The sequence below is a fragment of the Stenotrophomonas sp. 21LCFQ19 genome (assembly GCF_056861425.1).
The window spans coordinates 327,607-353,812 of sequence record NZ_JBSPUF010000003.1; the positions used below are offsets into that span (position 1 = coordinate 327,607).

Sequence of the window (26,206 nt, forward strand, 5' to 3'; positions counted from 1 at the left end):
AGACCTCGCTGCCCCAATGGTTTTCCCACCTGTTTCATCGATGAGCGTTCCCACAGGGCAGCGCCGGGGCTTACTCGCTGAGCTTGCGGATCAGCTTTTCCCAGTCCTCGCGCAGCTTGCCGTCGGTTTCCATCAACGTGCGGATCTGGCGGCAGGCGTGCAGCACCGTGGTGTGGTCGCGGCCGGCAAACGCATCGCCGATTTCCGGCAGGCTGTGTTCGGTCAGTTCCTTGGTCAGCGCCATGGCGACCTGGCGCGGACGGGCCAGTGAACGCGTGCGCCGCTTGGACAGCAGATCCTTGATCTGCAGACCGTAGTAGTCGGCAACCGTTTTCTGGATATTGGGGATGCTGATGGCTTGTTGCTGGGCACGCAGCAGATCGCGCAGGGTTTCCTGGGCAAACTCGGTGGTGATCGCGCGGCCGGTGAAATTGGCGCGGGCGGTCAGCGTATTGAGTGCACCTTCCAGATCGCGCACGTTGGAGCGCATCTTCTTGGCGATCAGGAACGCCACGTCATCCGGAATCTCGGCGCCGCGTTCGCGAGCCTTGGCCAGCACGATGGCAGCACGGGTTTCAAAGTCCGGCGGCTCGATGGCTACCGACAAACCCCAGGCCAGACGTGACTTCAGGCGGGCTTCCAGGCCTTCCACTTCGCGCGGGTAGCGGTCGCAGGTCAGGATGATCTGCTGCTTTCCGTCAAACAAGGCATTGAAGGTGTGGAAAAACTCTTCCTGGGTGCGGTCCTTGCCGGCGAAGAACTGGATGTCATCGATCAGCAGCGCATCGACCTGCTGGAACTGACGCTTGAACTGGTCCATGGACTTTTCCTGCAGCGCACGGATCATCGCGCTGAAGAACTGTTCCGAACGCAGATACAGCACTTTTGCCGCCGGATTGGCCTGGCGCATGGCATTGCCAGCAGCCAGCATCAGGTGGGTCTTACCCAGACCGGTGCCGCCGTACAGCAGCAAGGGGTTATGCGCACGATCGCCCGGCTTCTGCGCCGCCTGGAAGGCCGCGGCCAAACCGAGTTGGTTGCTGCGGCCTTCGACGAAATTGGTGAAAGTGTAGTGGGCGTCGAGGTTGCCGTTGAACGGCACCACCGGCGCAGCCGGCACGGAAGTGGCACTCGGGGCGACCAGCGGGGCCGGTTCCGGCGCCCGCGGACGCGAGCCGATTTCCAGGATCACTTCACCGAAACCGGCGAAATGGGTCAGCAATTCGCCGATGCGCGGCAGGTAGCGTTCGCGCACCTGGTCGACGATAAAGGCATTGGGCGCGTACAGCACAAGGCTGTCAGCGCGTTGGTCGGCCTGCAGCGGCTTCAACCAGGTGTGGACATCTTCGGGCGGAAATTCCGCCTCCAGACGTTCGAGACAACGTGTCCAGGCATCCATCAGCAATAGTCGTCAAAGGCTTGCCAGCCGGGCGCAGAAAGCCGCCGGGCCACAGGCCGGAAGGGGGAAAGTGGATGGCTCAGACTACCACCGCAGGCCCGATGCGGGAATGCTTGTCCCGGTTTTATTCACAGGCTCATCCACAAGATGTACACCGGGCTGTGGATAGCTTTGTCAAGCGAGACTTGACGTGACCCCGGTAGGGTCTATAGAATTTCCGGTTCTTTCCGTCCACTTCATACAGGTGCCCCAATGGCCACCAAGCGCACGTTCCAGCCCAGCAACCTCAAGCGCAAGCGCGATCACGGTTTCCGTGCTCGTATGAAGACCGCCGACGGCCGCAAGATCCTGTCGCGTCGCCGCGCCAAGGGCCGCAAAGTCCTCAGCGCTTGATTGCGTTGCCGCGTGAAGCGGCAATCGCAACACCGATCGTGATCAGTACTTGCCCGCGCAAGCGATTCCCTCGCTCTGCGCGGGTTCGTACGCGTGCCGAATATACAACGGTCTTCAACGGCGCCCGCCGTGTATCCGAACCCTTGATGACACTCCACTGGTTGAAAGGGGATTCCCCTGCTCGACTCGGCTTGGCTGTGTCACGCAAGGTGGATACGCGTGCGGTCGGTCGTAACCGTATCAAGCGTGTGTTGCGGGATGCAACACGCCATCTACGGTCGTGCCTGAGCGGTGGCGATTACGTCATCGTCGCCCGATCCGCGGCCAAGACCGCCAGTAATCAACAGATCCGTGAGGCGTTCGAGCGCCTGCTGCGCCGTGCCGGCGCATTGCCCGTTGTGGCTGCGGGCGGCACAATGCCGCCGCACGAGGGTGCACCCGCCCCTCTTCCTTTGAACGTACCGGACACTTCCTCCGGTCGAGCCGAGCCTGCCTGCTGATGAACCAGACCCGTGTATTCCTGATTTTTGCCTGGCTGATGGTAGCCGTGCTGCTGTGGATGGAATGGGGTCGCGAAAAGGCCGCACCGGATCCGGCAACCGTGGCCACCACCCAGCCGGCCGTGCCGGGCGCCAATGACGTCGATCTGCATGCACCGGCCACCGCCGACGTGCCGCAGGCCACCGTGCCGGGCCAGCCTCCTGTCGCTGCCGCACCTGCAGGCATGGAAGCCGCCGCCAGCGCCCAGCGCGTGACCGTCACCACCGACGTACTGAAGCTGGTGCTCGACGGCCGCAGCGTGCTTGACGCCGACCTGCTGCACTTCCCGCAGACCAAGGCCGCCGGCAGCCCGCCGGTGCAGCTGCTGACCGAAGACAAGGCACACCCGTACAGCGCCACCGCTGGCTGGGCCAGCCAGAACAACTCGCCGGTGCCCGGCGCCAATGGCTTCCAGCCGGTGCAGGGTGTCACCACCGTGGCCCTGGCTGACGGCCAGAGCGAAGTGCAGGTACCGTTCGTGTGGAATGGCCCGAACGGCGTCAGCATCCATCGCACCTACACCTTCAAGCGTGGCGATTACGCCATCAGCGTGAAGGACGAAGTGGTCAACACCGGTGCCGCACCGTGGCAGGGCTATGTGTTCCGCAAGCTGGACCGCGTGCCGCCGGTGATCACCAAGGGCATGACCAACCCGGACTCCTTCAGCTTCAACGGCGCCACCTGGTTCAGCCCGGCTGATGGCTACCAGCGTCGTGCGTTCAAGGATTACCTGGAAGATGGCACCATCAACCAGACCATCAGTGGTGGCTGGGTGGCGATGCTGCAGCACCATTTCTTCACCGCCTGGATTCCGCAGGCTGACCAGTCCGCGCTGTACCTGCTGTCGCAGAACGGTCCGCGCAACGTGATCGAAACCCGTGGCCCCGGCTTCACCGTGGCACCGGGCCAGAAGGTCAGCACCGAGGCGCGCCTGTGGGTGGGCCCGAAGCTGGTCAACCAGATTGCCAAGGAAGACGTGAAGGGCCTGGACCGCGTGGTCGATTACAGCCGCTTCTCGATCATGGCCATCATCGGCCAGGGCTTGTTCTGGGTGATGAACCAGGTGCACAAGCTGGTCGGCAACTGGGGCTGGGCCATCATCGGCCTTGTGATCCTGTTGAAGATGGCGTTGTTCCCGCTGGCCAACGCGCAGTTCAAGTCGCAGGCCAAGATGCGCAAGTTCCAGCCGCGCATCGCGCAGCTGAAGGAGCGCTACGGCGACGACAAGCAGAAGTTCCAGACCGCAATGATGGAGCTGTACAAGAAGGAGAAGATCAATCCGCTGGGTGGCTGCCTGCCGCTGCTGATCCAGATGCCGATCTTCTTCGCCCTGTACTGGGTGCTGGTGGAGTCGGTGGAACTGCGTCAGGCACCGTGGCTGGGCTGGATCCAGGATCTGACCGCGCGTGACCCGTACTTCATCCTGCCGATCATCAACATCGCGGTGATGTGGTTCACCCAGAAGCTGACCCCGGCTGTGGGCATGGACCCGATGCAGCAGAAGATGATGCAGTTCATGCCGCTGGTATTCGGCGTGATGATGGCCTTCATGCCGTCCGGCCTGGTCCTGTACTGGGTGGTCAACGGCGGCCTGAGCCTGCTGCAGCAGTGGTGGATGATCAAGAAGCACGGCGAAGACGCGCCGAGCAAGGTGATCGAAGCCAAGTAAGCAAAAGCCCGCCGCAAGGCGGGCTTTTCGCATGTGGGGGCAGGCCACACCAAGACAGATCGTTCGGCTGTTTGTAGGAGCGGCGTAAGCCGCGAAGCAGGGACACCTTCAGATCAAACAGCTGCGAGGGGTTTAAGCAGTGTCGGCTTCGCGGCTTACGCCGCTCCTACAAAGGGGGCGGCATTTCGTCGCAAGCCGGCCTCTTCACCTGTGGCGTTAGAATCACCACATCTGTTTCACCCTTTCCCTGAGCCCGCCATGCCCCGTTCGCCGTTGCGCCGTCTGATCCTGCCTGCCGTGTTGCTTGCCGCGTTGACGGTCGCCGGCTGTTCGAAAAAGGACGAGGCCGGTACCGCAACGCCAACCCAGGCCAGCGCGCAGGCTGCCGCCGCAGCCAATCCAGCGGCCGCACCGCTGTTGACCGCATTGCAGAAACAGTTGGACGGGCACCGCCGCATCGTCGTGTTGCTGGCTGACGAGGCGCAGCAATCGCCAGTCGACCGCCAGACCTCCAGCCGTATCGGCCAGCAGCTGTTCCACGACGGGCTGGAGCAGCGTCAGGCCATCGCCGCGCAGTTCGATGCCTTGCTGCGTGACCCCAATCCGCAACGCTTCGCTACCTTGGGCACGGTACTGGATTACATCGAATCCTCGCCCGAGCTCTACGACGCAGATCGTCTGGCTTTCCGCGAAATACTGCGCGAACTGCATCAGCGCGTGGGCGCGGATTCCTCGCTGCCAGCCGTAAAGCTGCACCAGCGCATCGGCGAGGACCTGGACGCGCTCGATGAGATCGAGCGCAACTACAACCAGGAACTGACCCGCATCTTCAGCCGCTTCGAGCGCACCCGCGCCATCGAGCTCAAGCGCGAGAAGTGGGATGACTATGTTGCCCACCTCAACACGCTGTACAAGCGCGACGCCATCCTGCGCGACTTCGGTGTGATCGAGCCCTACCCGATGTCGATGCAGGACAGCGACCGCGAGATCTTCGGTCGTGACCTGCCGGCCAAGACCGTCGTGCTTACGTTCGACGATGGCCCGCACAAGGCGTACACCGATGAGGTTGTCGCCATCCTGCAGCGCTACGACGTGCCGGGTGTGTTCTTTGAAGTGGGCCGCAACCTCGGTGCGGTCGAGGCCGATGGCAAGGTCAAGCTCGGGCCGATGGCTGGCATCAGCCGCAGCCTGATGGAGCACGGCTATGCGGTCGGCAACCACAGCCTGACCCACGCGCAGCTGTCGCGCACCACCGGCGATGCGCTGCGCCAGCAGGTGCTCGATACCGATACCTTGCTCAAGGGCGTGGATGCCAAGCGCGCGCCGCTGTTCCGTTTCCCGTATGGCGCGCGCAATGCCGAAGGCCTGCAGCTGCTCAACGAAGCCGGCCTGAAATCCATCATGTGGAACATCGACTCGATGGACTGGGCCGACCCGGTGCCCGAGTCCATCGTGCAGCGCGTGGTCGACCAGGTGCAGAAGGAACAGCGCGGCATCATCCTGTTCCATGACATCCACGACCGCGCGGTGAAGGCGCTGCCGCAGATCCTCGACAAGCTGATCGCCGATGGCTACCAGTTCGCTGGCTGGAATGGCCGTGATTTCAGCGTCAGCCGTGCGCGCAAGGGCGCGGTCGCCGACACCACGGTCACCACCGGCTACGAAAAATCCTGGGCGATCGTCATTGGCATCGATGACTACGCCAAGTGGCCCAAACTCGAATACGCCAGCCGCGACGCGCAGTCCATCGCCGACACGCTGACCGGCCAGTTCGGCTTCCCGTCTTCGCAGGTGATCGTGCTGAAGAACCAGCAGGCCACCCGCAACAACATCCTCGCTGCCTTCCACGACCGCCTGGCCGATGAGCGCACCGGCAAGAACGACCGCGTGTTCGTGTTCTTCGCCGGTCATGGTGCGACCCGCCAGCTCGCCTCCGGCCGCGACCTCGGCTACATCATTCCGGTGGATTCGGACCCGAACGAATTCGCCACCGATGCCATCGCGATGACCGACATCCAGAACATCGCCGAGAGCATGCAGGCCAAGCACGTGCTGTTCGTGATGGATGCCTGCTACAGCGGCCTGGGTTTGACCCGCGGCGGCAGTTCGTCATCGTTCCTGCGCGAGAACGCGCGCCGCAGTGCGCGGCAGATGCTGACAGCCGGCGGTGCCGACCAGCAGGTCGCTGACAGCGGCCCGAACGGGCATTCGGTATTCACCTGGGTGCTGCTGCAGGCCTTGGCCGGCAAGGGTGATCTCAATGGCGATGGCCTGATTACCGGCACCGAGTTGGCCGCGTATGTGGCGCCTGCGGTGTCGGCGGTATCGCGGCAGACACCGGCCTTTGGCAGCCTGCCCGGTTCGCAGGGCGGCGAGTTCGTGTTCCAGGTGCCGGACAGCCAGGAATTCCTCAATGCCGATACCCGCCAGCTTTCGGCTGACGCCATTGCCCTCAACAGCCGTGTCGATGCCGTGCAGGACGCCAAGCCTGCAGGCAGGACCGAAGCGCCGGTAACGGTTGCCGATCTGCAGGGCGGCAAGAGCACCCTGGTTGTGCCGGCCGCCGTACCAACTTCAGATCGCCAGCGGGCGCAGCAGGCCAACGACCGCGGTCTGCAGCTGTACCGCGAAAAACGTTACGACGAGGCGGTGGCGCAGTTCACCGAAGCCTTGAAGCTGCGTCCCGATTTCGCCCAGGCGGCGAACAACCTCGGCTTCGTCTATTACCGCCAGCAGCGCTATGCCGAAGCTGCGCGCTGGTTGGAGAACACCTTGAAGATCGATCCCTCGCGCGCGGTGGCTTATCTGAATCTTGGCGACGCTTACTTCAATGCCGGCGACAAGGCCAAGGCCAAGCTGGCCTATACGACTTACCTGGAGTTGCAGCCGCAGGGCAGCGGCGCTGCCCAGGCCCGCGCACAACTGCAGAAGCTGTAAGCCATGAGCGACGTGTCCACAGGCCAGACCATTGTTGCCATCGCCAGCGGTGCTGCTGCCGGCGGTGTCGGGATGCTGCGTGTCTCCGGCCCGCAGTCACTGCGGATCGCGGTTGCACTGGGTTGCCCGCAGCTCAAGCCACGCCACGCGCATTACGCGAAATTCCGCGATGACGCAGGCGAGGTCATCGACGACGGCATCGCCCTGTACTTCCCCGGCCCGCGCAGCTTTACCGGCGAGGACGTGGTGGAACTGCAGGGCCACGGTAGCCCGGTGGTGCTGCGCCAGCTGCTGGCCCGCTGCATCGAACTAGGCGCGCGCCAGGCCCGCGCTGGTGAGTTCAGTGAACGCGCATTCCTCAACGGCAAGCTCGATCTGGCTCAGGCCGAGGCCATCGCTGACCTGATCGCTGCCGGTGATGTGCGCGCCGCGCGTGCCGCGCGTCGCTCGCTCGATGGTGTGTTCTCGCGACGCGTGGAAGAGGTGGGCGAGCAACTGGTGCGGCTGCGCATCCATGTTGAAGCGGCCATCGACTTCGCCGACGAGCCGCTGGATACGCTGGGTGGCGCGCAGGTACGCGCCGGCATCGAGCAGGCCAAGGCCTTGCTCGCCCAGCTGCGTATCGACGCCGAACGCGGCCGCAAGCTGCGCGATGGCCTGCATGCGGTGCTGATCGGTCCGCCCAATGCCGGCAAGAGCTCGCTGCTCAATGCATTGGCTGGCAGCGAGCGGGCCATCGTCACCGATATCGCTGGCACCACCCGCGACACCTTGCGCGAGATCATCCGCATCGACGGCCTGGAGCTGGAACTGGTCGATACCGCCGGCCTGCGCGAAGGTGGCGATGCCATCGAACGCGAAGGCATGCGCCGCGCCCGCGCCGAGATGCAGCGCGCCGATCTGGCCATCGTCGTGCTCGATGCCCGTGACCCGGAGGCGGGCAGGGCAGCGATCGGCGATGCCGCCGCACAAGCCGCCCGCCAACTGTGGATACACAACAAGTCCGACCTGCTCCCGCAGTGGCCGCAGGAGTTGGGCGAAGACAGCATTGCCCTGTCCGCTGCCAATGGCCAGGGCCTGGAGCAGCTGCACACGCGCCTGCGCGAGATCGCCAGCCACGGTGCCGGCGAGGGCATGCAGGGTGAGTTCTCCGCGCGCCTGCGCCACGTCGAAGCGCTTGCCCTGGCCAGCGAACACCTCGATGCCGCCGATGGTCAGCTGCATTACGACCAGCTGGAACTGGCTGCCGAGGAGCTGCGGCTTGCGCATGATGCCCTCGGCGAAATCACCGGCCGCATGACCGCCGACGACCTGCTCGGCAGGATTTTTTCGAGCTTCTGCATCGGCAAATGATGCCGGCGTTGAGCCACCGGCCGGCAGCGGCCAGACAACCCAAAAGTCAGGAGGTAGTTGATGTTTTCGCACATCGTGGTTGGGGCAAATGACATCGAGGCATCCAAGGCGTTCTATGACGCACTGTTGTCCACGCTCGGCGCGAAGCCGGGCTTCGTCGATCCCAAGGGCAATGTGATCTATCTCCACGGCGGCGCCTTGCTGATCGTCGGCCATCCGCGCAACGGCGAGCCGGCCACGCATGCCAATGGCGGCACCATCGGCTTCAGTTGCGCCTCTCCTGAAGTGGTCGAAGCCTGGCACGCGGCAGGTGTTGGCAACGGTGGCATGAGCGTGGAAGACCCGCCGGGGCCGCGGCAAAGCCCGTTCGGCCCGCTCTACCTGGCGTATCTGCGTGATCCGGCCGGCAACAAGCTGTGTGCCACGCACCGTGCGGCGCAGGCCTGAGCATCGGCTTTCCCGACTACAGCGGCGTGGCCAAGAGCGCGCCGCCAGTTACTGACAGTTCTGTTTGCCGCCGTTAGGCTAGGCCCTGTTACGGGATTCCCCCGCCAACGGAGTCAGTCCAATGCGCCATTGATGCCACCGTCTTGATGACGGTCCCTACCAGTCCCTGCTGCCGCTGGCGGCCGGGTGCTTCGGGCATCGATGGAATACCGCATGACAAACTCAATTTCCGTGACGCTGGATGGCGTCGCGTGGCACACGCCTGATGGGCGCAGCCTGTTCTCCAACCTCAACGCACAGTTCGATGACCGGCCCACCGGTCTGGTCGGCCGCAACGGCGTGGGCAAATCCGTGCTCGCGCAGATACTGGCTGGGCTGCGCCAACCCAGTGCCGGGCACTGCCGTCGCATCGGTGAGGCCTACTACCTTGCACAACAGGTACGGCCACAAACAGGACAGCGCGTAGCCGAACTCGCAGCTGTGGATAAGCGTGTGGATGCATTGCGCAGGATTGAAGCAGGAAGCACGCTGCAAGCGGATTTCGACGCGATTGGCGAGCAATGGAGCCTGTGTGAAACCCTGCAGCAGGCCTTGGCTGATGCGGGCCTGTGCGGCGTTGATGCGGATACACCTGTGGATAAGCTCAGTGGCGGGCAATGCATGCGCGTCGCCTTGGTGGGTGCATTGCTGCAGCCGGTGGAGTGGCTGATCCTCGACGAACCCAGCAATCATCTCGATCACGCCGGCCGGCATTGGTTGGCCGAGCAACTGCAGGCGAGGAAACAGGGCCTGATCCTGGTCAGCCACGATCGCCTGTTGCTGCAACAGGTGGAACGCATCGTCGAACTGTCGCCGCAGGGGCTGCGCAGCTACGGCGGCAACCATACGCTTTATGCACAGGCGCGCGCTGGCGAACGCGCAGCGGCCGAGGCTTTGCTGCAGCAACGTCGGCACGAGCGTCGCAAGGGCGAGCAGGCACTGCGCGAACAACGCCAGCGGCTGGAACAACGCAGCGCGCGCGGCAACCGCGAGGCCGCCAACGCCAATCAAGCGCCGATCCTGCTTGGCCTGCAGCGGCAACGCGCCGAAGCCAGCCTGGGCAAGGCGCGCGCGCAACTGGATCAACGGCAGCTGCAGTTGCACGATGCGGTGCGCGAGGCGCAGGCCGACAGCGAAGCCGCCGCCCCGGTGTTGCTGGTCCCGAACGTGCAAATCAGCGGACCGAAGTGGGTAGTGCGTTCCACCGGACTGCAGCTGCCGCATGTGGCACCGGCGTTGCGCGCGCTGGACTTCAACCTGCGCCGGGGTGAGCGCGTCGCCATCACCGGCGGCAACGGTCTGGGCAAGTCGACCTTGTTGAAGGTGTTGGCGGGGCAACTGCCAGCGCTGGCTGGCGAAGTGAGTGTGCAGGTGCCAGTGGCCCTACTGGATCAGCAACTGCAGTTGCTACCCGAGCACAGCAGCGTGCTGGAGGCCCTGCGCCTGCGTAATCCGGGCATGGCCGAAGGTGAGTTGCGCAGCCGGTTGGCCTTGCTTGGTCTGGATGCAGACCAGGTACAGCTGCCCTCGGCCCAGCTCAGTGGCGGGCAACGCCTGAAGGCCGGCCTGGCCTGCGCGCTGTACGCCGATCCACCAGCACAGCTGCTGTTGCTGGACGAGCCCGGTAATCACCTGGACCTGGATGCGCTGTCGGCTCTGGAAGATCTGCTGCGGCAATACCAGGGCAGCCTGTTGCTGGTTTCGCATGACGAGGCGCTGCTACAGGCCATCGGCATCAGCGCGCGCCTGCATGCCAGCGCCGATGGCTGGGAGTGGCAACGCAATCAGTGAGGCGATGTTCTTCCGCACGTCACATGCGGCCGTCATGCTGCGCGCCTTGTTTTCGAATTGGAGTAGTGACGGTGCGAAGCTGGGCCTGGTTGATGGCGGTGGGGGTTGGCGTGGCATGCTGTTGGGCAATGGACAGCTCAGCCGCGCAGACTTATCCCCAGGTTTCGGTGTACGCGCACCGTGGTGCCAGCGCGCTGCTGCCCGAGCACACCCTGGCCGCTTATGCACAGGCCATCAGCGACGGCGCCGATTACATCGAGCCGGACCTGGTGATGAGCAAGGACGGGGTGATGCTGGCCCGGCACGAGAACGAGATCGGCTCGACCACCGATGTCGCCAGCCATCCCGAGTTCGCCAGCCGTCGCACCCGCAAGCTGATCGACGGCCAGCAGGTCGAGGGCTGGTTCACCGAAGACTTCACCGTCGCCGAGCTGAAGACGCTGTACGCGCGCGAGCGCCTGCCGCAGATACGTGGCACCGCCTTCGATGGCCAGTTCCGCATTGCCACCCTGGACGAGATCATCAGCTTCCTGGTGCAGCAGGCCGGTCGCGCCAACCGTGGCATCGGCCTGGCGCCGGAGATCAAGCACGGCAGCTACTTCCAGAGCATCGGCCTGCCGATGGAAGACAAGCTGTTGAGCACCTTGCAGGGCAACAGCTACACCAAGGTCGCGCCGATCCTGCTGCAGTCCTTCGAGACCGCCAACCTGCGGCAGATCCGCGGCAAGCTCGGCAAGGACAGCAATATCCGTCTGCTGCAGTTGCTGGGCAGTGGTGAAGAAAAGCCGGCCGACGTAGCCTTGGCCGGCGGTAAGCTGACGTATGCACAGATGATGACTCCCGCTGGCTTGGGCGAAATCGCCAGCTATGCCGATGCGATCGGTGTGGAACGGCGCGCGCTGGTGCCGCTGGACGCGCAGGGCAAGTTGGCTGCGCCCACCGCTTTGATCGGCGACGCGCATGCGGCCGGCCTGCAGGTAGTGGCTTACAGCTTCCGACCGGAAAACCCGTTCCTGCCGCCGGCCTTGCGCCAAGGTGCGGAGAATGCGCGCAATCCGGAGGCTTCGGTGGCCGAGATCCGCACCTATCTGCAGGCGGGCATCGATGCGTTCTTCACCGATGATCCGGCGCTGGGGCGACGGGCGGTGGATGGTGGTTCTTAAAAGCTGAAGAGCGACCCCTCCCCAACCCTCCCCTTGGCTACGCCAAAGGGAGGGAGCCAAGCGGCTAAGCTGCTCACTGGCAAATCGCCGAGAACGGCCCCCTCCCTTTGGCGTAGCCAAGGGGAGGGCTGGGGAGGGGTTAGCTCTTAGGCCTTTCAAGCTTCGCGGCCTATGCCGCTCCTGCAGGTTGATGGTTCGCGGGTAGAGCCTCTGCCGAGCATGGCTCGGCACTACCGTGCGGCGCTTAGGGCCGTTCGTCTGAATCCCGCCGCCGCAGCGGTACCACCACCTCATAGTCACGCCCTTCGCGCGGCTGCCACAGCACCGGCACCTGGCCCGGTGCGGGCGGTTCCAGTTCGTTGTCGGCTTCGGCCAGCTGCTCGGCGTCTTCCTCGTCTTCCCAGCTGTAGCGCTTGCGTGCAGCGCGCGGGTCGACGTTGCGGAACAGCAGTGCGGCGATCACGCCTGCCGCAGCTCCGCCCATATGCGATTGCCAGGACACGCCCGGCTCGTGCGGCAGGATGGTGATCAGCATGCTGCCGTAGAACAGGAAGCCGATCAGGCTGGCGGCGATTGCCGGCCGGTCGCGGCGCAGCAGGCCGAGCACGAATACCAGGAACATCAGGCCGTGGGTCAGGCCGCTGGCGCCGAGGTGGCGGCTGCCGGCATCACCCAGCATCCAGGCGCCCAGACCGGAACCAAGCCACAGCAGGGGCAGGGCACGTAGGGTGGCTTTGGGATAAACGCTGCCAGCCAAGGTACCGAGAATAAGCAGGGCGACCGCGTTGGCGCCCAGGTGTTCGATCGACCCATGCAGCAGGGGCGCGCCAAGCAGGCCGGCCAGACCGCTGGCTTCCAGCGGCGCTACTGCCCAGGGCCGCCAATCCCAGCCGCTGCTCTGCAGGGCGAACATCGCCACCAGCAGCAGGACAAAGCCCAGGCTGATGTTGAACGCGCGCAGCACCCGGCTGCGGTCGTTGCGGGCGGTGGTGGCCGGCGTGTCGCCGGTGTCGGGCAGGGTTGGCGTGTCCATGATCAAGGGATTGCGGCGCCTTCAGCGAAAGCCAAGGGCGCCGCGCATGGGATCTGGCATGCCACCGGCGGGACAATCCCGCCGGTGGCACGGACGTCAGGCCTTGTGGCCGCCCTTCGGCGGGATCTTCAGGCTCAGGATCACCGTGGCCACCAGGACCGCGGCAACCACACCCAGCGATACCGGGACCGGGATCTTGAAGATGTCGATCAGCAGCATCTTGGTACCGATGAAGGCCAGGATGACGGCCAGGCCGTAGGGCAACAGGTGGAAGCGGTCTGCCATGCCGGCCAGCAGGAAGAACATCGCGCGCAGGCCCAGCACCGCGAACACGTTCGAGGTCAGCACGATGAACGGGTCGGTGGTGATGGCGAAGATGGCCGGGATCGAGTCCACCGCGAAGATCACGTCGGTGACGGCGATCAGGATCAGCACCACGAACATCGGGGTGAACCAGCGCACGCCATCCTTTTCGGTGACCAGGTTGTTGCCGTTGTACTCGTGGGTGATGCGCAGGTGCTTGCGCATGAACTTCAGCGCCGGGTTGTTGTCCAGGCTGGGTTCCTCGCTGGCGGCGAACCACATCTTCCAGCCGGTGTAGAGCAGGAAGGCGCCGAACACGTAGAGCAGCCAATGGAACTGGGTAACCAGCACGGAACCGGCGAAGATCATGATCGTACGCAGCACGATCGCGCCCAGGATGCCGATGATCAGCACGCGCTGGCGCTGGGTCTCGGGCACCGCGAAGTAGCCCATGATCAGCAGGAAGACGAAGATGTTGTCGACCGCCAGCGCCTTCTCGATCAGGTAGCCGGTCAGGAACTGCAGGCCCACTTCATTGGCGACGGCCGCGCCTGCGGTCTCGTGCAGGTAGTACCAGAGGCCGGCATTGAAGGCCAAGGCCAGTGCCACCCAGCCCAGCGACCAGTAAATGGCCTCCTTGAAGGTGACCTTGTGCGGGCCACCGTGGCGCATCAGCACCAGGTCGATCAACAGCGCGGCGATGACGACGACGATGAAGCCGCCCCACAGCCAAGGATTACCGATTGTCTGCATCATTGGAAAAATTCCGGTCGTGAACGGGGATATCTCGGAACCACAAAGGCCAAGAACTGGACACGGAATAAGGAGACCGGGGACAGAGCTTCGCCGTTGCGGCGAAGGTCTTGCTCACAGTCCCGATGGTCGGAACTGCCGTTGCACCGGAGCCTTGCGGCTCGAATTGACGGCGACAACGTCTGGGAGCTACTCCCCTTCTGGGGCGAATAGTGCCGTGTGGGCCTATTACAGTCAATGAATACGCTGCAGGCAGGGGGCGGCGCCCGGCTACAATAGCGCCCATGAATACCCCACTCCCCGTCGTACGCCTGAAGAACGCGTGGCGCTCCAGCCACCCGTGGATTTTCCAGAAACTGGTCGAGAAGCCGACCGTCAAGCCCAAGTCCGGCACCATCGTCGATGTGGTCGGCGTGGACGGCGAGTGGATTGGCCGCGGCTTCTACAACGGCCACTCGCGCATCGCCGTGCGCATCCTGGAAACCAACCCGGACGTAGCGGTGGACCAGGCCTGGTTCGCGGAGAAGCTGGCGCAGGCCGTGGCGCTGCGCCGCGATGTGCTGAAGCTGGACGCCACCTCCAATGCCTGGCGCGTTGTCCACAGCGAAGGCGACGGCCTGTCCGGCCTGGTGGTGGACCGCTATGACGACCTGCTGGTGGTGGAGTTCTTCGCCGCTGGCATGTTCCGTCACCGCGAATGGATCTACGAGGCACTGCGCGACCTGTTCCCGGGCTGCCGCTTCCACAGCTTCGCCGACGAGCACGTGCAGAAGCAGGAAAGCTTCGACTTCCACGGCAACACCACCACCGAACCGGCAGTGATCACCGAGTACGGCATCAAGTTCCGCGCTGACCCGGCCGGCGCGCACAAGACCGGTTTCTTCGCCGACCAGCGCGAGAACCGTGAGTGGCTGAGCCAACAGGTCGAAGGCAAGACCGTGCTCGACCTGTGCTGCAACACCGGTGGCTTCGCGGTGTACGCCGCAGCGCGCGGTGCGGCCGAGGTACTGGGCGTGGACATCGACCAGGACGTGATCCAGATCGCCAAGGGCAATGCGCGTTTGAACAACGCCAAGCCCAAGTTCGTGCAGGCCGACATCTTCCCGTGGCTGCGTGATGCGGCCAACCGTGGCGACCAGTACGACGTGGTGATCCTGGACCCGGCCAAGATGACCCGCGACCGCGACCAGGTCATCACCGCGTTGAAGAAGTACCTGGACATGAACAAGCTGGCCTTGGGCGTGGTCAAGCCCGGCGGTCTGTTTGCCACCTTCTCCTGCACCGGCCTGGTGGCCGAGGACCAGTTCCTCGACATGCTGCGCCGTGCCGCCTATTTCTCGGGCCGCACCATCCAGATCCTGAAGGTAGCCGGCGCTGGCCCGGACCACCCGTTCATGGCGCACGTGCAGGAATCGCGTTACCTCAAGGCGGTGTTCTGCCGCGTGCTGGACTGAGGCGAAAGCGACCCCTCCCCAACCCGTCCGGCCCGAAGGCGCAGCCTTCGGTCGTTCATCAGGCCGCGCGCCAATGGCGCGCAAGCAGGCCTTCTTCACCCCCTTCGCTGCGCGAAAGGGAAGGCTCGGCACAGGTAGTGCCGAGCCATGCTCGGCAGGGGCTTTCCCGGTAAAGCTCCAGCCGAGCATGGCTCGGCTCTACAAAAAACCGCTCCATGCCGTCAGTCACTGGCCCGCAGCTCCGCTTGGGCGCTAAGGTCTGGCCTTTCCCTTCACGGTGAGGCCTCATGACGCTGCGTCCCCTGTCCCTGCTGGTATCCCTGTCGTTGTGCGTTCCACTGGCAGCTTCGGCGGTGGAGTTCAGCCAGGCCGAGCTGAGCAAGGCCAGCGCCTTGCAGCACAAGCTGCTGACCCTGGACTCGCATCTGGATACGCCGGCCAACTTCGGTCGTGCCGACTTCAACATCATGCAGCGCCACGACCACAATGCGCTGTCGCAGGTGGACTACCCGCGCATGGTCGAGGGCGCGCTGGATGGCGGCTTCTTCGCCATCTATACCGACCAGGGCGATCGCAGCCCGGCCGCGCATATCGCCGAGCGCGACCACGGCCTGCAGCGCATGCAGGAAATCCACGAAATGCTGGCCGCCAACCCGGACAAGTTCCAGCTGGCACTGACGGCTGACGATGCTGCAAGGATCAAGGCCGCCGGCAAGCGCGTGGTCTACATCAGCATGGAGAACGGCAGCCCGCTGGTCGCCGACCCGACCTTGCTGAGCTACTACTACAAGGCTGGCCTGCGGCTGATGTCGACGGTGCACTTCGCCAACAACGAGTTCGCCGATTCGGCCACCGATCCCAAGGGCGCCGAATGGAATGGCCTGAGCCCGGCTGGCAAGGCGCTGGTCAACGAGGCGGTGAAGCTGGGCATCGTGATCGACCAGTCGCACGCTTCGGATGCGGTGTTCGACAACCTGATCGAGATGATGCCGGTGCCCTTCATCCTCTCGCATAGCTCGGCCAAGGCGGTGTTCAACCATCCGCGCAACCTGGACGACGCGCGCCTGCGCCAACTGGCGGCCAAAGGCGGCGTGATCCAGGCCAATGCCTACGGCGGTTACCTGGTGGATGAAACCAAGAGCGCCGAGCGCAAGCAGGCCGAGGAGGAACTGGAAAAGCGCCTCGGCGGCTGGGAGAACATGACCATGGCCAAGGGCGTGGAACTGCGCAAGGCAATGGCCGAGCTCGACCAGAAATACCCGCGGCGCAAGGCCACGCTGGATGATTTCTTCCAGCACTTCGGCCACATGCTCGACGTGGTCGGCCCGGATCACGTTGGCATCGGCATGGATTGGGACGGCGGCGGCGGCGTGACCGGCATGGAAGACGCGGCTGACCTGCCCAAGATCACCGCCTGGATGCAGCGCCGTGGTTTGACCGACGCGCAGATCGGCAACATCTGGAGCGGCAACGTGCTGCGGGTGATGCGCCAGGCGCAGGACTACGCGGCGGCGCAGAAGAAGTCTTGATCGCGCGCTGTTGATACGTGGAATGACGAAGCGGGCTCAGGCCCGCTTTGCTTTTATCCACACGTTGTTGGGGATAAGTGGGTTGTCCACAGGTGGGGGAGCTTCAAAGCCTTAAAGCAGAAGCACCCCTCCCCAACCCTCCCCTGCGCTACGCGCAAGGGAGGGGGCAGAGCGGCTCCCTCCCTTTGCCGCAGGCAAGGGGAGGGCTGGGGAGGGGTGCTCTTCAAGCAGAACCAACAACTCCCCAAAAACAAAAAGCGGGCCGAAGCCCGCTTTTCGCCTTATCCACAACAACCTGTGGATTACTTGCTACGCCCCAGCACCGCATTGCGGCGGCTGTATACGGCATAGACCAGCAAACCAAACACGTTCCACGCCAGGAACCATAACTGGGTACGCATCGGCAGGCTGATGAACAGGTAGATGCAGCCGCCGATCGCCAGCGGCCCCACCACCCACGCCAGCGGCGTGCGGAAGGTACGCGGACGGTTGGGCTCGCGCTTGCGCAGCACCAGCAGGCACAGGCCGACCGCGGTGAACGCCGCCAGGGTGCCGGCATTGGCCAGCGCGGCGATTTCATCCAGGCGCGCCACACCGGCCAGCGCAGCCACCAGTACCGCGGTGAACAGGGTGATGACCACCGGCGTACCGGTGCGCTGGTTGACCTTGGACAGGCCACGCGGCAGCAGGCCGTCACGCGACATCACGAAGAAGATGCGGCTCTGGCCGTAGAAGAACGCCAGCAGCACGGTCGGCAGCGCGATGATGGCGACGATGCCGATCACCAGCGCGGCGGTGCCATGGCCGAGTTCGCGCATGATCAGCGCCAGCGGCTCGGCGCTCTTGCCGAACACGGTGTAGCTCATCGCACCGACGGCGGCCAGCGCCACCAGCAGGTAGATGATGGTGCAGCCGACCATGGAACCGATGATGCCGATCGACAGGTCACGCTTGGGGTTCTTGGTTTCCTCGGCCGCGGTGGAGATCGCATCGAAACCGTAGAAGGCGAAGAAGATGATTGCTGCTGCCGCCATCACCCCGCGCTCGACGCCATCGGCGCTGATCGACTTGGGGAAGCCATACGGCATGAACGGCTGCAGGTTGGCGCTGTCGAAGGCCGGCAGCGCAACCGCGACGAACACCGCCAGCGCGATCAGCTTGAACACCACCAGCACGGCGTTGAGGGTGGCGCTCTCCTTGGTACCGACCATCAGCATGCCGGCGACCAGGAAGGTGATGACGATGGCCGGTACGTTGAGGAAGCCGCCTTCAACATGCGGACCGGCAGCAAGGGCCTGCGGCAAGGCCACGTTCCAGCCGAACGAGGTGTGCAGCCATTCCAGGAAGCCGACGAAGTAGCCGGACCAGCCGACCGCCACCGTGCTGACCACCAGCGAGTACTCCAGGATCAGGCTCCAGCCAACCACCCAGGCGATGGTCTCGCCCAGTGCGCTGTAGCTGTAGGTATAGGCGCTGCCGGCGGCCGGCATCATCGTCGACAGTTCGGCATAGGCCAGCGCCGCACAGGCGCAGATGGTGCCGGCGATGATGAAGGACAGCAGCACCGCAGGGCCGGCCTTGTCCGCACCCACGCCGATCAGCGTGTAGATGCCGGTGCCGACGATGGCGCCGATGCCAAGCGCGACCAGATGGGGCCAGCTCAGCGTTGGAATAAGCCGACGGCCTTCTTCGTGTTCGGTGAGTTGGTCGATGGGCTTGCGCCGGAGCCAGGATTGCATGCGGACCTCACGGTTCGTGGTGGTTCGGGGAAGCGGCCGAGTTTGGCGTAACGCAGTGCAGCAAAGCTAGAAAAACCCGTCATTTGGCGCGCTTTTACCGCGAATGGATGTCAACGTGCCGAATTCGGCATAAAAACCATCGATCCAGGCCGGGCTGCGGCCCCGCCAAACGAGCTTACGCCGCTGTGGTGGCCTGCTGGCGGTCAGCCGCGGCCTTGCAGCAGCGTCACTCGGCTATGCCAAGCCGCAGCCCGAACACCACCAGGCAGACGCCAACCCCGCGTCGCAGCCACACGCCAACACGCGGATAGCCGGCCAGGCGACGGGCGATGAACTGGCCGCCGAAGATCAGCACCGAGCACCAGCCGATGCTGAGGAGGGCGATCAGCACCGCCATCGTCGCCAGGGTCAGCGCACCGCGCTGCCGTACCGGGTCGATGAATAGCGGGAAGAAGGCCATGTAGAACAGGATCGCCTTGGGATTCAGCACGCCGACCAGCAAGGCCTGGCGGAACCAGCGTCGCCCGTGCTGTACCGGCGCAGCCTCGCCAGCGGCGGCTGCCGGTTCACGCAGCAGGTTGATGCCGACCCAGATCAGGTAGGCTGCGCCGACGTAGCGCAGCGCGGCGAACAGCATCGGATGGGCCTGCAGCAGCGCGGCCACACCGGTGGCGGCGATGGCGATCAGGATCTGGTCGCCCAGCATCAGCCCGGCCAAGGTGGCGTAACCGGCACGCACGCCGCCGCGCGCGGTGGCGGTGAGCAGGGTGAAGGTGCCCGGGCCCGGCAACATCAGGAACAGGATCACGGCCACCACGAAGGTACCCAGGTCGTTGATACCCATCCACGGCATGGTGGTTCTCCGTGGGGATCAGCGCGCGCGCTGCGTGGCGATGCGCTGCTTCACCGCGTCGATCAACGCTTGCAGGTCATCAAAACGCAGCACACCGTAGCGGTCACCGGTGATGTCCAGGTTGCCCTTGCGCCAATAACCCGCTGGTGCCGCAACCAGCAGCTTGCCCGAGCGCGCATACAGGCCGAATTCGAGCAGGGTGATCGGGCTCTGGGTGCCGGGGGCGAAGTACATCAGCACGATGTCGGCCTGTTCCAGTGCGGCCAGCTCCCACTCCACCTGACGGCGGAACTCGGGTTCATCCGCCTCGGCACGCCAGGCCGGGTTCCAGTCGGCGCGGCGTGGATTGAGCATCAGTACGCCCTGGTCGGCCAGCGCGGCCTGCACCTGCTGCTGCCAATCACCGGCCTTACCCATCTCGATGCTGCCAGCCAGGAACACCTTGGGCCGCGCGTCATTGGCGGGCAGGGCGTGGGGCGAGGTGATGGTCTGCGAGTCGCTGGCCAGGGCGGCCATCGGCAGCAGGCACAACAGGCTCGACAACAGCAGGGAGGGCAACTTCATGGTGGGGCTACGGCGGGTGGGGGTGCACATGATCGCAGATAGGCGCCGATGGCTGTTTTCGCCAGCGGTCGGCTGCTTGCAGGATCAGCTTCTGAGACGGGCAGGGCTACACTTCTCCCCATGCAAACCGAAACCCTGATCCTTGGCGGCCTGCTGGTCGTCGTCCTCGTGCTGCAGCTGCTGCTGTTGCTGCGCCGTAATGACAACACCGCGCTGGAAAGCACCTTGCGCGAAGAACAGCGCAGCGGCCGCGGCGAACTGCGCGAACAACTGGAAACCATGGCGCGGCAGCAGGACATCCGCATCGATGGCTTCGGCCGCAACCTCACCGACCTGTCCACCCGCACCGACCAGCGCCTGGACCTGTTGCGTGACAGCCTCAATGACGACGCCCGCAAGGGCCGCGAAGAGACCGCCAACGCCCAGCAGCTGCTGGCGCAGTTGCTGGGCACGCGCCTGCAGGATGTGCGCGGCCAACTCGACGTGTTCGGCCAGCAGCAGGAAGCGCGCATGGAAGCCTTCGCCCGCCAGCTGGCCGGCCTGCAGCAAAGCCTGGTCGAGGAAACCCGCAAGGGCCGTGAGGAAGGCGCGCAGGTCCAGCTGCGTTTCGGTGAGACACTGAACCAGAAGCTGGGCGAACTGACCCAGCGCAACGAGCAGCGCATTACCGAGATGCGGCAGACCCTGGAAGCACGATTGAAGGACCTGCAGGGCGACAACGCCGCCAAGCTCGAAATGATGCGCCAGACCGTCGACGAGAAGCTGCAGAGCACCCTCAATACGCGCCTGGATTCCTCGTTCAAGCTGGTCTCCGAACGACTGGAGCAGGTGCAGCGTGGGCTCGGCGAAATGCAGCAGCTGGCGACCGGCGTTGGTGACCTCAAGCGCGTGCTGAGCAACGTCAAGAACCGCGGCGGCTGGGGCGAAGTGCAGCTGGACAACATCCTCGAGCAGACCCTGACCGCCGAGCAGTACACACGCGGGGTGAAGCTGCGCGCCGACAGCGGCGAGATGGTCGACTTCGCGGTGCGCCTGCCCGGCCGTGGCGATGCCGAGTCGCCGGTCTGGCTGCCGATCGATTCCAAGTTCCCGCGCGAAGACTACGAACGCCTGCTCGACGCACAGGAAGCCGGCGATGCGGAGGCGGTGCGCAACAGCGGCAACCAGCTGGAGCGCGCGATCCGCATCCAGGCCAAGTCGATCAGCGAGAAGTACATCGTGCCGCCGCACAGCACCGACTTCGCGGTGATGTTCCTGCCGACCGAAGGCCTGTATGCCGAGGTGATCCGCCGCGCCGGGCTGGTGGATGCCCTGCAGCGCGAGCACCGCGTGGTGATCGCCGGCCCGACCACGGTGACGGCGCTGTTGAACAGCCTGCAGATGGGCTTCCGTACCCTGGCCATTGAGCAGCGCTCGTCGGAAGTGTGGAGTCTGCTGGGCGCGGTCAAGAGCGAGTTCGGCAAGTTCGCCGGCATCCTCGAAAAGGCCGAGAAGCAGATCAACACCGTCGGCAAGAGCCTGGGCGACGCCAGCCGCAAGACCCGCACCATCGAGCGCAAGCTGCGTGGTGTGGAGTCACTGTCCAGCGATGCCTCGCAGGCAATGCTGGGTACAGACGATGACGCCGACGAGGCCGAAGACGAAAGCCCGACAGCGTAGCGTCGAGCGCAGCTTCTGCTCCCTCCCTTTGCCGCAGGCAAGGGGAGGGTTGGGGAGGGGTTGGCTCTTCGCATGTTGCTGCAGTACCAGCTTCGCGGCTCACGCCGCTCCCACTAAGTGCGGGCAACGCCGGTTTTGCTCCCTCCCTTTGCCGCAGGCAAGGGGAGGGTTTGGGGAGGGCTTGGCTCTTCGCAGGCTGATGCAGCACCGACTTCGCGGCTTACGCCGCTCCCACAACAGGATGCAGGCAACACCCATGTAGTGCCGAGCCATGCTCGGCAAGAGGCTCCAGCGGTAACGCCCCAGCCGAGCATGGCTCGGCACTACCAACAGCTAGCCAGCCGAGCATGGCTCGGCACCACAGTGTTGCAGCACGACTGTCGTGCCAGCGCCACCCGCGCCGCTTATGATTGCGTGCTCCCCAATCCCACAGCAGGCAACCGCATGACCGCTTCCGTATACGACACCGCGCTGACCACCATCGACGGTGCCCCGACTTCGCTGGCCGACTACCGTGGCAAGGTGTTGCTGCTGGTCAACACGGCTTCCAAGTGCGGCCTCACCCCGCAGTACGAAGGCCTGGAAAAGCTCTACCGCGAAAAGAAGGACGCCGGCCTTGAAGTGCTGGGTTTCCCGGCCAACAACTTCAACGGCCAGGAGCCGGGCAGCGAAGACGAGATCAAGCAGTTCTGCGCGCTCACCTATGACATCAGCTTCCCGATGTTCTCCAAGATCAGCGTCGCCGGTGCCGACATCCACCCGCTGTACCAGCAGCTGACCGCTGCCCAGCCGGTCGCCATCGGCGAAGGCCCGATGCGCGAGAAGCTGGTCGGTTTCGGCATCGAGGCCAACCCGGCCCCGGCCGTGCTGTGGAACTTCGAGAAGTTCCTGGTCGGCAAGGACGGCACCGTCGTCGCCCGCTTCGCCCCGGACACCACTGCCGATGACGAAGGCCTGCGCAAGGCCATCGATGCAGCGTTGGCCGCGTAAACCAGCCAACGCTGTGTTGTGGGAGCGGCATAAGCCGCGAAGCTGGAATTGCTTGGCAACCGGTTCCAACCGCGATCTGTTGATCCATCAGCTTCGCGGCTTACGCCGCTCCTACAAAAAGCTAAGCAAAAAGCCCGGGTTTCCCCGGGCTTTTTGTTGGCCAGCAGCAACCAGGATCAGTCGCCCCAGTTCGGCATCGGCATTGCGTCGACCGGAATCGTGGTCTGGTCGTCGTCCTGATGCTTGCGGTCGCGGCGCAGGTCCTTCTCGATCTGGTAGTTGCGGCGTTGCAGCCAGGCATCGCGGGTCAATGCGTATTCGTCCACCGCAGTGTCACGCAGCGAATCCACCGCCATCAGCTGTGCACGCATGTCCACCAGCTGCAGGCCCTGCAGGCCGATGCGGACCTTGTCCATCTCGATCTGGCGCATCGGCGACAACGGGATGTCACCAGCCAGGCCGAACACATCACGCACGGTGCGCGGGCCGAAGAACGGCAGCTCCACGTAACGCGAACGACGCCAGCCCCACGTGCCCAGGGTCTGACCGAAGTCTTCGCTGCGCTTGGGCACCATTGCCTTGCTGGCCGGATCGAACAGACCACCAATACCGAAGGTGGAGTTCATCAGGAAGCGGCCCAGCGTGTCCCAGGCGTCATCGGCGTGGCCCTGCAGCAACTGGTTGACCATGGTCAGCGGTGAGCGCAGGTTGCTGAAGAAGTTGCTGACGCCAGTACGCGCGAACTGCGGCACGACATTGGTGTATGCCGTGGCCAGCGGGCGCGCAACGCCGCGGTCGACCGCATTGTTGAAGCGGTGCACGCCGCGGTTGTACTTCTCCCACGGGTCGTAGGTCACGCTTGCAGCGGCCCCGGCAGTCTCGCCTTCAGCGCTGGGGGCCGGGCCGCCATACAGTGCAGCGAAGTCGTCTTCGGCCCCGGTCGGCGTGGTGTCGTCGCTGGCAGTTGCGGTGCCCTGCGTGCCGTCGGCCGTGGCCGTGCCAGCGGCATCCTGCACGGGGACGGCTGCAGCGTCGACGGTTTGCTCAGCGGCCTGCGGTGCAACCACGGTGGACGCTGGCAGTGCATCGCGCGCTGGCTTGCCAGCACAGGCAGCAAGCATCGCCACGCTGAGCAGGAGGAGGAGGGTGCGGAAAAGTTTCATGTCAGCTTCCTGCCGAGGAGGCGTTGAAATCGAGGGACGGTGACAGCCGGTAGGCTGCACGCAGTTCGTCCAGACCCGCCGGGCTGCCGCTGACGTTGCCGCCACCGTGGGCCCGCAGACCTGCGGCCAGTTCACCCAGCAATGCCAGCCCGGCGCTGTCGATGGCTTCAACCGCCGCCAGGTCGAGCTGACGCACAGGCGCCAGCGCCCGCGTCAGCTGCGGCCACAGTGCAACCACCGCTTCGCGGTTGATCACGCCTGCCAGCAGCAGGGTGTCGCCCTCGGTGCGGAAGGTGGCGTTATTTGCCACGGGGAGCGGCCGGACCCGCATTGGCCTGCATGCTGCCGCTGCGCAGTTCGGTGGCGACCTGCTTGATCGACTTCTGTCGCAGCGGCGCGTCGAACTGGTTCTTGAAGGTCTGCACGTAGGAGATACCTTCGATCATCACGTCGAAGATCTTCCACTGGCCATCGACATTGCGCATCAGGTATTCGACCGGGGTCGGCTCGCTGCCGGCACGCACCAGCTCGGTGGAGACCTTGACGCCGCGGTTGCCCGGCAAGGGCTGCTCGCTCTTGTAGCGGAAGCTGGGCTTGCCCTGGATATCGAGCAGGGCCGAACCGTAACGCGACATCAGGTTGTCGGCCATCGCATCGGCGAACAGCTTGACGTCGGCATCGGCGGCTCCGCGGCCGTGCACGCCCAGCACCAGGCGGGCGGCGTAGTCGCGGTCGAAGGCGCGGCTCAGCTCGCCATCGATATAGCTGCGCAGCGTTGCCGGATTGGCGCGGAACTCAGCGCGACGCGTCTGCAGCGAATTGATGATGCGGGTGCTGGAGTCCAGCACGGTGCGGGCGGCGGCCGAGGGCTGCGCGGCAGTGGCGGCCGGGCGTGCCTGCGCCAGCGTGACCGACGGTGCGGCGGCCAGCAGGGCAGAGGCGAGCACGACGGTAAGCAGTTTCACTTTCATGGTTGCGGTTCCGTAGCGGGCGCGTCTGCGCCGGGGGTTTCGTTTGCAGCAGCGCCGGCATTGCCGCCGCCGCTGAACATGTATTTGCCAACCAGCTGCAGCAGGTCTACCGCCGGCTGGGTGAAGACGATTTCATCACCGGACTTCAATACGTCCGGATCACCACCTGGCTGCAGGCCGATATAGCTTTCGCCCAACAGGCCGCTGGTGAAGATGCCGGCCGAGGTGTCGGCAGGCAGGTCCTTGAACTTGCTGTCCAGCGACAGGGTCACGATGGAATCGTATTTAATCGGGTCCAGCTGAATGTCAGCTACTTGGCCGATGGTCACGCCGCCAACCTTCACTGGCGCCTGCTTGCGCAGCTGGCCGATCTGGCTGAAACGGGCCTTCAGTTCATAGCCGCCACCGCCGGTGCCGAAGCGCTGGTTGGTGGAGGCGACGGCCAGCACCAGCAGCGAGGCCAGGGCCAGCAGCAGGAAGGCGCCGACGGAAAATTCGAGTCTGGGTCCACGGATGGCCATGTTGTGTCTCACTCCTGATCCATCTGGTGCTTCGCCAGGCGAAGCGGGTTGTTCGATTCTTTGTTTGGTTCCCGCACGTGGATGTGCAGGCTCTTGCGAGCGACTCGCATCATTGGAACAGCAGCGCCGACAGCACGAAGTTGAACATCAGCACCAGCAATGAGGCGTTCACCACCGCACGGGTGGTGGCCACCGAGGTGCCTTCGATGGTCGGCTCGGCGTGGAAGCCGACATACGCCGCCACCAGTGCCGCGGTACCGCCGAAGATCGCCGACTTGAGCAGGGCCACGGCGAAGTCGTCCCAGAAGTCGACGCTGCCGCGCAGCCCCGACCAGAAGGTGCCGTTGTCCTGGCCCAGCACATGCACGGCCTCGAAATAGCCGCCAGCAATGGCCAGCGAACAGAAGATGCCGGTCAGCAACGGCACGGTCAGCACCGCCGCCCAGAAGCGCGGCGCGACCGCCTTGGCGATCGGGTCGATGGCCATCAGCTCCAGTGCCTTGATCTGGTCGGTGGCACGCATCAGGCCGAGCTCGGCGGCGATCGAGCTGCCGGCACGGCCGATGAACAGCAGTGCGGTCAGCACCGGCGCCAGCTCGCGGTACAGCGACAGGCCGAGCAGGGTGGACAGCGCATCGGAGGCACCAAAGGTGGTCAGCGTGCGGTAACCCTGCAGGGTCAGCACCAGGCCGACGAAGGCGCCGCCAACGGCGATGATCGGCAGCGAACGCGCACCGATCTTGTAGATCTCACGGGTCAGTTCGGCCAGGAAGTCACGCGTCGGCAGCGAGCCACGCAGCACCGTCAGCGAGAACAGCCCGGCACGGCCCAGCGAGCGGATGGAGGAGGTGAAGGGCATCAGGAAACTGCTCCAGAAGCGCTGATCACGCTGGACGACACGTCCTTCTCCCGCGTGCGGGAGAACGAAGGGCCTGCCCCCGCG

Annotated in this window: 23 protein-coding genes; 12 read left to right on the forward strand and 11 right to left on the reverse strand. The window is 64.7% G+C overall.

Annotated elements, in window-relative coordinates:
* Window positions 1–70: 70 nt before the first annotated feature.
* Window positions 71–1,399: a chromosomal replication initiator protein DnaA gene (gene dnaA, locus AC13FW_RS05430; RefSeq protein WP_282268384.1), complete on the reverse strand. Its 1,329-nt coding sequence runs from the start codon at window positions 1,397–1,399 to the stop codon at window positions 71–73.
* A gap of 252 nt (window positions 1,400–1,651) precedes the next feature.
* On the opposite strand from dnaA, the gene rpmH reads away from it, so the two are divergent.
* The 8 genes from rpmH to AC13FW_RS05470 all read left to right on the forward strand — a co-directional run bounded on the left by rpmH (window position 1,652) and on the right by AC13FW_RS05470 (window position 11,731).
* The gene (rpmH, locus tag AC13FW_RS05435; protein ID WP_006404565.1) at window positions 1,652–1,792 is read left to right on the forward strand and encodes a 50S ribosomal protein L34; all 141 of its coding nucleotides are present in this window, start codon (window positions 1,652–1,654) and stop codon (window positions 1,790–1,792) included.
* Complete coding sequence (gene rnpA, locus AC13FW_RS05440) at window positions 1,789–2,292, forward strand: ribonuclease P protein component (protein ID WP_481508240.1); 504 nt, start codon at window positions 1,789–1,791, stop codon at window positions 2,290–2,292. The genes rpmH and rnpA overlap by 4 nt, the downstream gene beginning before the upstream one ends.
* The gene (gene yidC, locus AC13FW_RS05445) at window positions 2,292–4,001 is read left to right on the forward strand and encodes a membrane protein insertase YidC (RefSeq protein ID WP_482988443.1); all 1,710 of its coding nucleotides are present in this window, start codon (window positions 2,292–2,294) and stop codon (window positions 3,999–4,001) included. The genes rnpA and yidC overlap by 1 nt, the downstream gene beginning before the upstream one ends.
* Before the next feature lie 258 nt (window positions 4,002–4,259).
* Complete coding sequence (locus tag AC13FW_RS05450) at window positions 4,260–6,938, forward strand: polysaccharide deacetylase family protein (RefSeq protein WP_482988444.1); 2,679 nt, start codon at window positions 4,260–4,262, stop codon at window positions 6,936–6,938.
* Window positions 6,939–6,941: 3 nt separating this feature from the next.
* Window positions 6,942–8,291, forward strand: a complete 1,350-nt coding sequence (mnmE, locus tag AC13FW_RS05455; protein ID WP_482988445.1) for a tRNA uridine-5-carboxymethylaminomethyl(34) synthesis GTPase MnmE — start codon at window positions 6,942–6,944, stop codon at window positions 8,289–8,291.
* 60 nt (window positions 8,292–8,351) lie between these two features.
* Window positions 8,352–8,738, forward strand: coding sequence for a VOC family protein (locus AC13FW_RS05460; RefSeq protein WP_482988446.1), 387 nt, complete (start codon window positions 8,352–8,354; stop codon window positions 8,736–8,738).
* A gap of 213 nt (window positions 8,739–8,951) precedes the next feature.
* A complete protein-coding gene (locus AC13FW_RS05465) occupies window positions 8,952–10,568 on the forward strand; it encodes an ATP-binding cassette domain-containing protein (protein WP_482988447.1) in 1,617 nt (538 codons plus the stop codon).
* A gap of 128 nt (window positions 10,569–10,696) precedes the next feature.
* The gene (locus tag AC13FW_RS05470) at window positions 10,697–11,731 is read left to right on the forward strand and encodes a glycerophosphodiester phosphodiesterase (RefSeq protein ID WP_482988448.1); all 1,035 of its coding nucleotides are present in this window, start codon (window positions 10,697–10,699) and stop codon (window positions 11,729–11,731) included.
* Between the two features lie 244 nt (window positions 11,732–11,975).
* Here the strand turns inward: AC13FW_RS05470 and AC13FW_RS05475 are convergent, their stop codons facing one another.
* Both AC13FW_RS05475 and AC13FW_RS05480 read right to left on the reverse strand, forming a co-directional pair.
* A complete protein-coding gene (locus tag AC13FW_RS05475) occupies window positions 11,976–12,764 on the reverse strand; it encodes a rhomboid family intramembrane serine protease (RefSeq protein ID WP_296247298.1) in 789 nt (262 codons plus the stop codon).
* 96 nt (window positions 12,765–12,860) lie between these two features.
* Complete coding sequence (locus tag AC13FW_RS05480; RefSeq protein WP_482988469.1) at window positions 12,861–13,820, reverse strand: TerC family protein; 960 nt, start codon at window positions 13,818–13,820, stop codon at window positions 12,861–12,863.
* A 284-nt stretch (window positions 13,821–14,104) separates the two neighbouring features.
* Here AC13FW_RS05480 and AC13FW_RS05485 point away from each other — a divergent pair, with 284 nt between their 5' ends.
* Window positions 14,105–15,274 (forward strand): class I SAM-dependent rRNA methyltransferase, encoded by a 1,170-nt coding sequence (locus AC13FW_RS05485; RefSeq protein WP_482988449.1) that lies wholly within the window; start codon window positions 14,105–14,107, stop codon window positions 15,272–15,274.
* 287 nt (window positions 15,275–15,561) lie between these two features.
* Window positions 15,562–16,803, forward strand: coding sequence for a dipeptidase (locus tag AC13FW_RS05490; RefSeq protein ID WP_482987714.1), 1,242 nt, complete (start codon window positions 15,562–15,564; stop codon window positions 16,801–16,803).
* Between the two features lie 302 nt (window positions 16,804–17,105).
* Here AC13FW_RS05490 and AC13FW_RS05495 read toward each other — a convergent pair whose 3' ends face one another.
* The 3 genes from AC13FW_RS05495 to AC13FW_RS05505 form a co-directional block, all read right to left on the reverse strand.
* On the reverse strand, window positions 17,106–18,542 hold the full coding sequence (locus tag AC13FW_RS05495) for an amino acid permease (RefSeq protein WP_482988450.1): 1,437 nt from the start codon (window positions 18,540–18,542) through the stop codon (window positions 17,106–17,108).
* 226 nt (window positions 18,543–18,768) lie between these two features.
* Window positions 18,769–19,395 (reverse strand): leucine efflux protein LeuE, encoded by a 627-nt coding sequence (gene leuE / locus AC13FW_RS05500; protein WP_282270305.1) that lies wholly within the window; start codon window positions 19,393–19,395, stop codon window positions 18,769–18,771.
* Between the two features lie 18 nt (window positions 19,396–19,413).
* On the reverse strand, window positions 19,414–19,959 hold the full coding sequence (locus AC13FW_RS05505; protein ID WP_482988451.1) for a nucleoside 2-deoxyribosyltransferase domain-containing protein: 546 nt from the start codon (window positions 19,957–19,959) through the stop codon (window positions 19,414–19,416).
* Window positions 19,960–20,079: 120 nt separating this feature from the next.
* Here AC13FW_RS05505 and AC13FW_RS05510 point away from each other — a divergent pair, with 120 nt between their 5' ends.
* Entirely contained in the window at window positions 20,080–21,618 is a 1,539-nt protein-coding gene (locus AC13FW_RS05510) for a DNA recombination protein RmuC (RefSeq protein WP_482988452.1), read from the forward strand.
* A gap of 444 nt (window positions 21,619–22,062) precedes the next feature.
* Window positions 22,063–22,608: a glutathione peroxidase gene (locus AC13FW_RS05515; protein ID WP_282267706.1), complete on the forward strand. Its 546-nt coding sequence runs from the start codon at window positions 22,063–22,065 to the stop codon at window positions 22,606–22,608.
* Between the two features lie 176 nt (window positions 22,609–22,784).
* On the opposite strand, the gene AC13FW_RS05520 is transcribed toward AC13FW_RS05515, so the two are convergent.
* The 5 genes from AC13FW_RS05520 to AC13FW_RS05540 form a co-directional block, all read right to left on the reverse strand.
* Window positions 22,785–23,771, reverse strand: a complete 987-nt coding sequence (locus AC13FW_RS05520; RefSeq protein WP_482988453.1) for an MlaA family lipoprotein — start codon at window positions 23,769–23,771, stop codon at window positions 22,785–22,787.
* A 1-nt stretch (window position 23,772) separates the two neighbouring features.
* The gene (locus AC13FW_RS05525) at window positions 23,773–24,081 is read right to left on the reverse strand and encodes an STAS domain-containing protein (RefSeq protein ID WP_282267702.1); all 309 of its coding nucleotides are present in this window, start codon (window positions 24,079–24,081) and stop codon (window positions 23,773–23,775) included.
* Window positions 24,071–24,742: an MlaC/ttg2D family ABC transporter substrate-binding protein gene (locus AC13FW_RS05530; RefSeq protein ID WP_282267700.1), complete on the reverse strand. Its 672-nt coding sequence runs from the start codon at window positions 24,740–24,742 to the stop codon at window positions 24,071–24,073. The genes AC13FW_RS05525 and AC13FW_RS05530 overlap by 11 nt, the downstream gene beginning before the upstream one ends.
* Window positions 24,739–25,263 (reverse strand): outer membrane lipid asymmetry maintenance protein MlaD, encoded by a 525-nt coding sequence (gene mlaD, locus AC13FW_RS05535; protein ID WP_296247276.1) that lies wholly within the window; start codon window positions 25,261–25,263, stop codon window positions 24,739–24,741. The genes AC13FW_RS05530 and mlaD overlap by 4 nt, the downstream gene beginning before the upstream one ends.
* A gap of 109 nt (window positions 25,264–25,372) precedes the next feature.
* Window positions 25,373–26,122 (reverse strand): MlaE family lipid ABC transporter permease subunit, encoded by a 750-nt coding sequence (locus AC13FW_RS05540; protein ID WP_282267696.1) that lies wholly within the window; start codon window positions 26,120–26,122, stop codon window positions 25,373–25,375.
* Window positions 26,123–26,206 lie beyond the last annotated feature (84 nt).

What these genes read in the sequence shown, in the direction of transcription:
- AC13FW_RS05520 (WP_482988453.1), bottom strand. Translation starts at nt 23,771, where the DNA reads ATGAAACTTTTCCGCACCCTCCTCCTCCTGCTCAGCGTGGCGATGCTT.
- AC13FW_RS05515 (WP_282267706.1), top strand. Translation starts at nt 22,063, where the DNA reads ATGACCGCTTCCGTATACGACACCGCGCTGACCACCATCGACGGTGCC.
- AC13FW_RS05510 (WP_482988452.1), top strand. Translation starts at nt 20,080, where the DNA reads ATGCAAACCGAAACCCTGATCCTTGGCGGCCTGCTGGTCGTCGTCCTC.
- AC13FW_RS05460 (WP_482988446.1), top strand. Translation starts at nt 8,352, where the DNA reads ATGTTTTCGCACATCGTGGTTGGGGCAAATGACATCGAGGCATCCAAG.
- AC13FW_RS05495 (WP_482988450.1), bottom strand. Translation starts at nt 18,542, where the DNA reads ATGCAATCCTGGCTCCGGCGCAAGCCCATCGACCAACTCACCGAACAC.
- AC13FW_RS05450 (WP_482988444.1), top strand. Translation starts at nt 4,260, where the DNA reads ATGCCCCGTTCGCCGTTGCGCCGTCTGATCCTGCCTGCCGTGTTGCTT.
- rpmH (WP_006404565.1), top strand. Translation starts at nt 1,652, where the DNA reads ATGGCCACCAAGCGCACGTTCCAGCCCAGCAACCTCAAGCGCAAGCGC.
- AC13FW_RS05490 (WP_482987714.1), top strand. Translation starts at nt 15,562, where the DNA reads ATGACGCTGCGTCCCCTGTCCCTGCTGGTATCCCTGTCGTTGTGCGTT.
- AC13FW_RS05480 (WP_482988469.1), bottom strand. Translation starts at nt 13,820, where the DNA reads ATGCAGACAATCGGTAATCCTTGGCTGTGGGGCGGCTTCATCGTCGTC.
- AC13FW_RS05540 (WP_282267696.1), bottom strand. Translation starts at nt 26,122, where the DNA reads ATGCCCTTCACCTCCTCCATCCGCTCGCTGGGCCGTGCCGGGCTGTTC.
- leuE (WP_282270305.1), bottom strand. Translation starts at nt 19,395, where the DNA reads ATGCCGTGGATGGGTATCAACGACCTGGGTACCTTCGTGGTGGCCGTG.
- AC13FW_RS05465 (WP_482988447.1), top strand. Translation starts at nt 8,952, where the DNA reads ATGACAAACTCAATTTCCGTGACGCTGGATGGCGTCGCGTGGCACACG.
- mnmE (WP_482988445.1), top strand. Translation starts at nt 6,942, where the DNA reads ATGAGCGACGTGTCCACAGGCCAGACCATTGTTGCCATCGCCAGCGGT.
- dnaA (WP_282268384.1), bottom strand. Translation starts at nt 1,399, where the DNA reads ATGGATGCCTGGACACGTTGTCTCGAACGTCTGGAGGCGGAATTTCCG.
- yidC (WP_482988443.1), top strand. Translation starts at nt 2,292, where the DNA reads ATGAACCAGACCCGTGTATTCCTGATTTTTGCCTGGCTGATGGTAGCC.
- AC13FW_RS05475 (WP_296247298.1), bottom strand. Translation starts at nt 12,764, where the DNA reads ATGGACACGCCAACCCTGCCCGACACCGGCGACACGCCGGCCACCACC.
- AC13FW_RS05485 (WP_482988449.1), top strand. Translation starts at nt 14,105, where the DNA reads ATGAATACCCCACTCCCCGTCGTACGCCTGAAGAACGCGTGGCGCTCC.
- AC13FW_RS05530 (WP_282267700.1), bottom strand. Translation starts at nt 24,742, where the DNA reads ATGAAAGTGAAACTGCTTACCGTCGTGCTCGCCTCTGCCCTGCTGGCC.
- AC13FW_RS05505 (WP_482988451.1), bottom strand. Translation starts at nt 19,959, where the DNA reads ATGAAGTTGCCCTCCCTGCTGTTGTCGAGCCTGTTGTGCCTGCTGCCG.
- mlaD (WP_296247276.1), bottom strand. Translation starts at nt 25,263, where the DNA reads ATGGCCATCCGTGGACCCAGACTCGAATTTTCCGTCGGCGCCTTCCTG.
- AC13FW_RS05470 (WP_482988448.1), top strand. Translation starts at nt 10,697, where the DNA reads ATGGACAGCTCAGCCGCGCAGACTTATCCCCAGGTTTCGGTGTACGCG.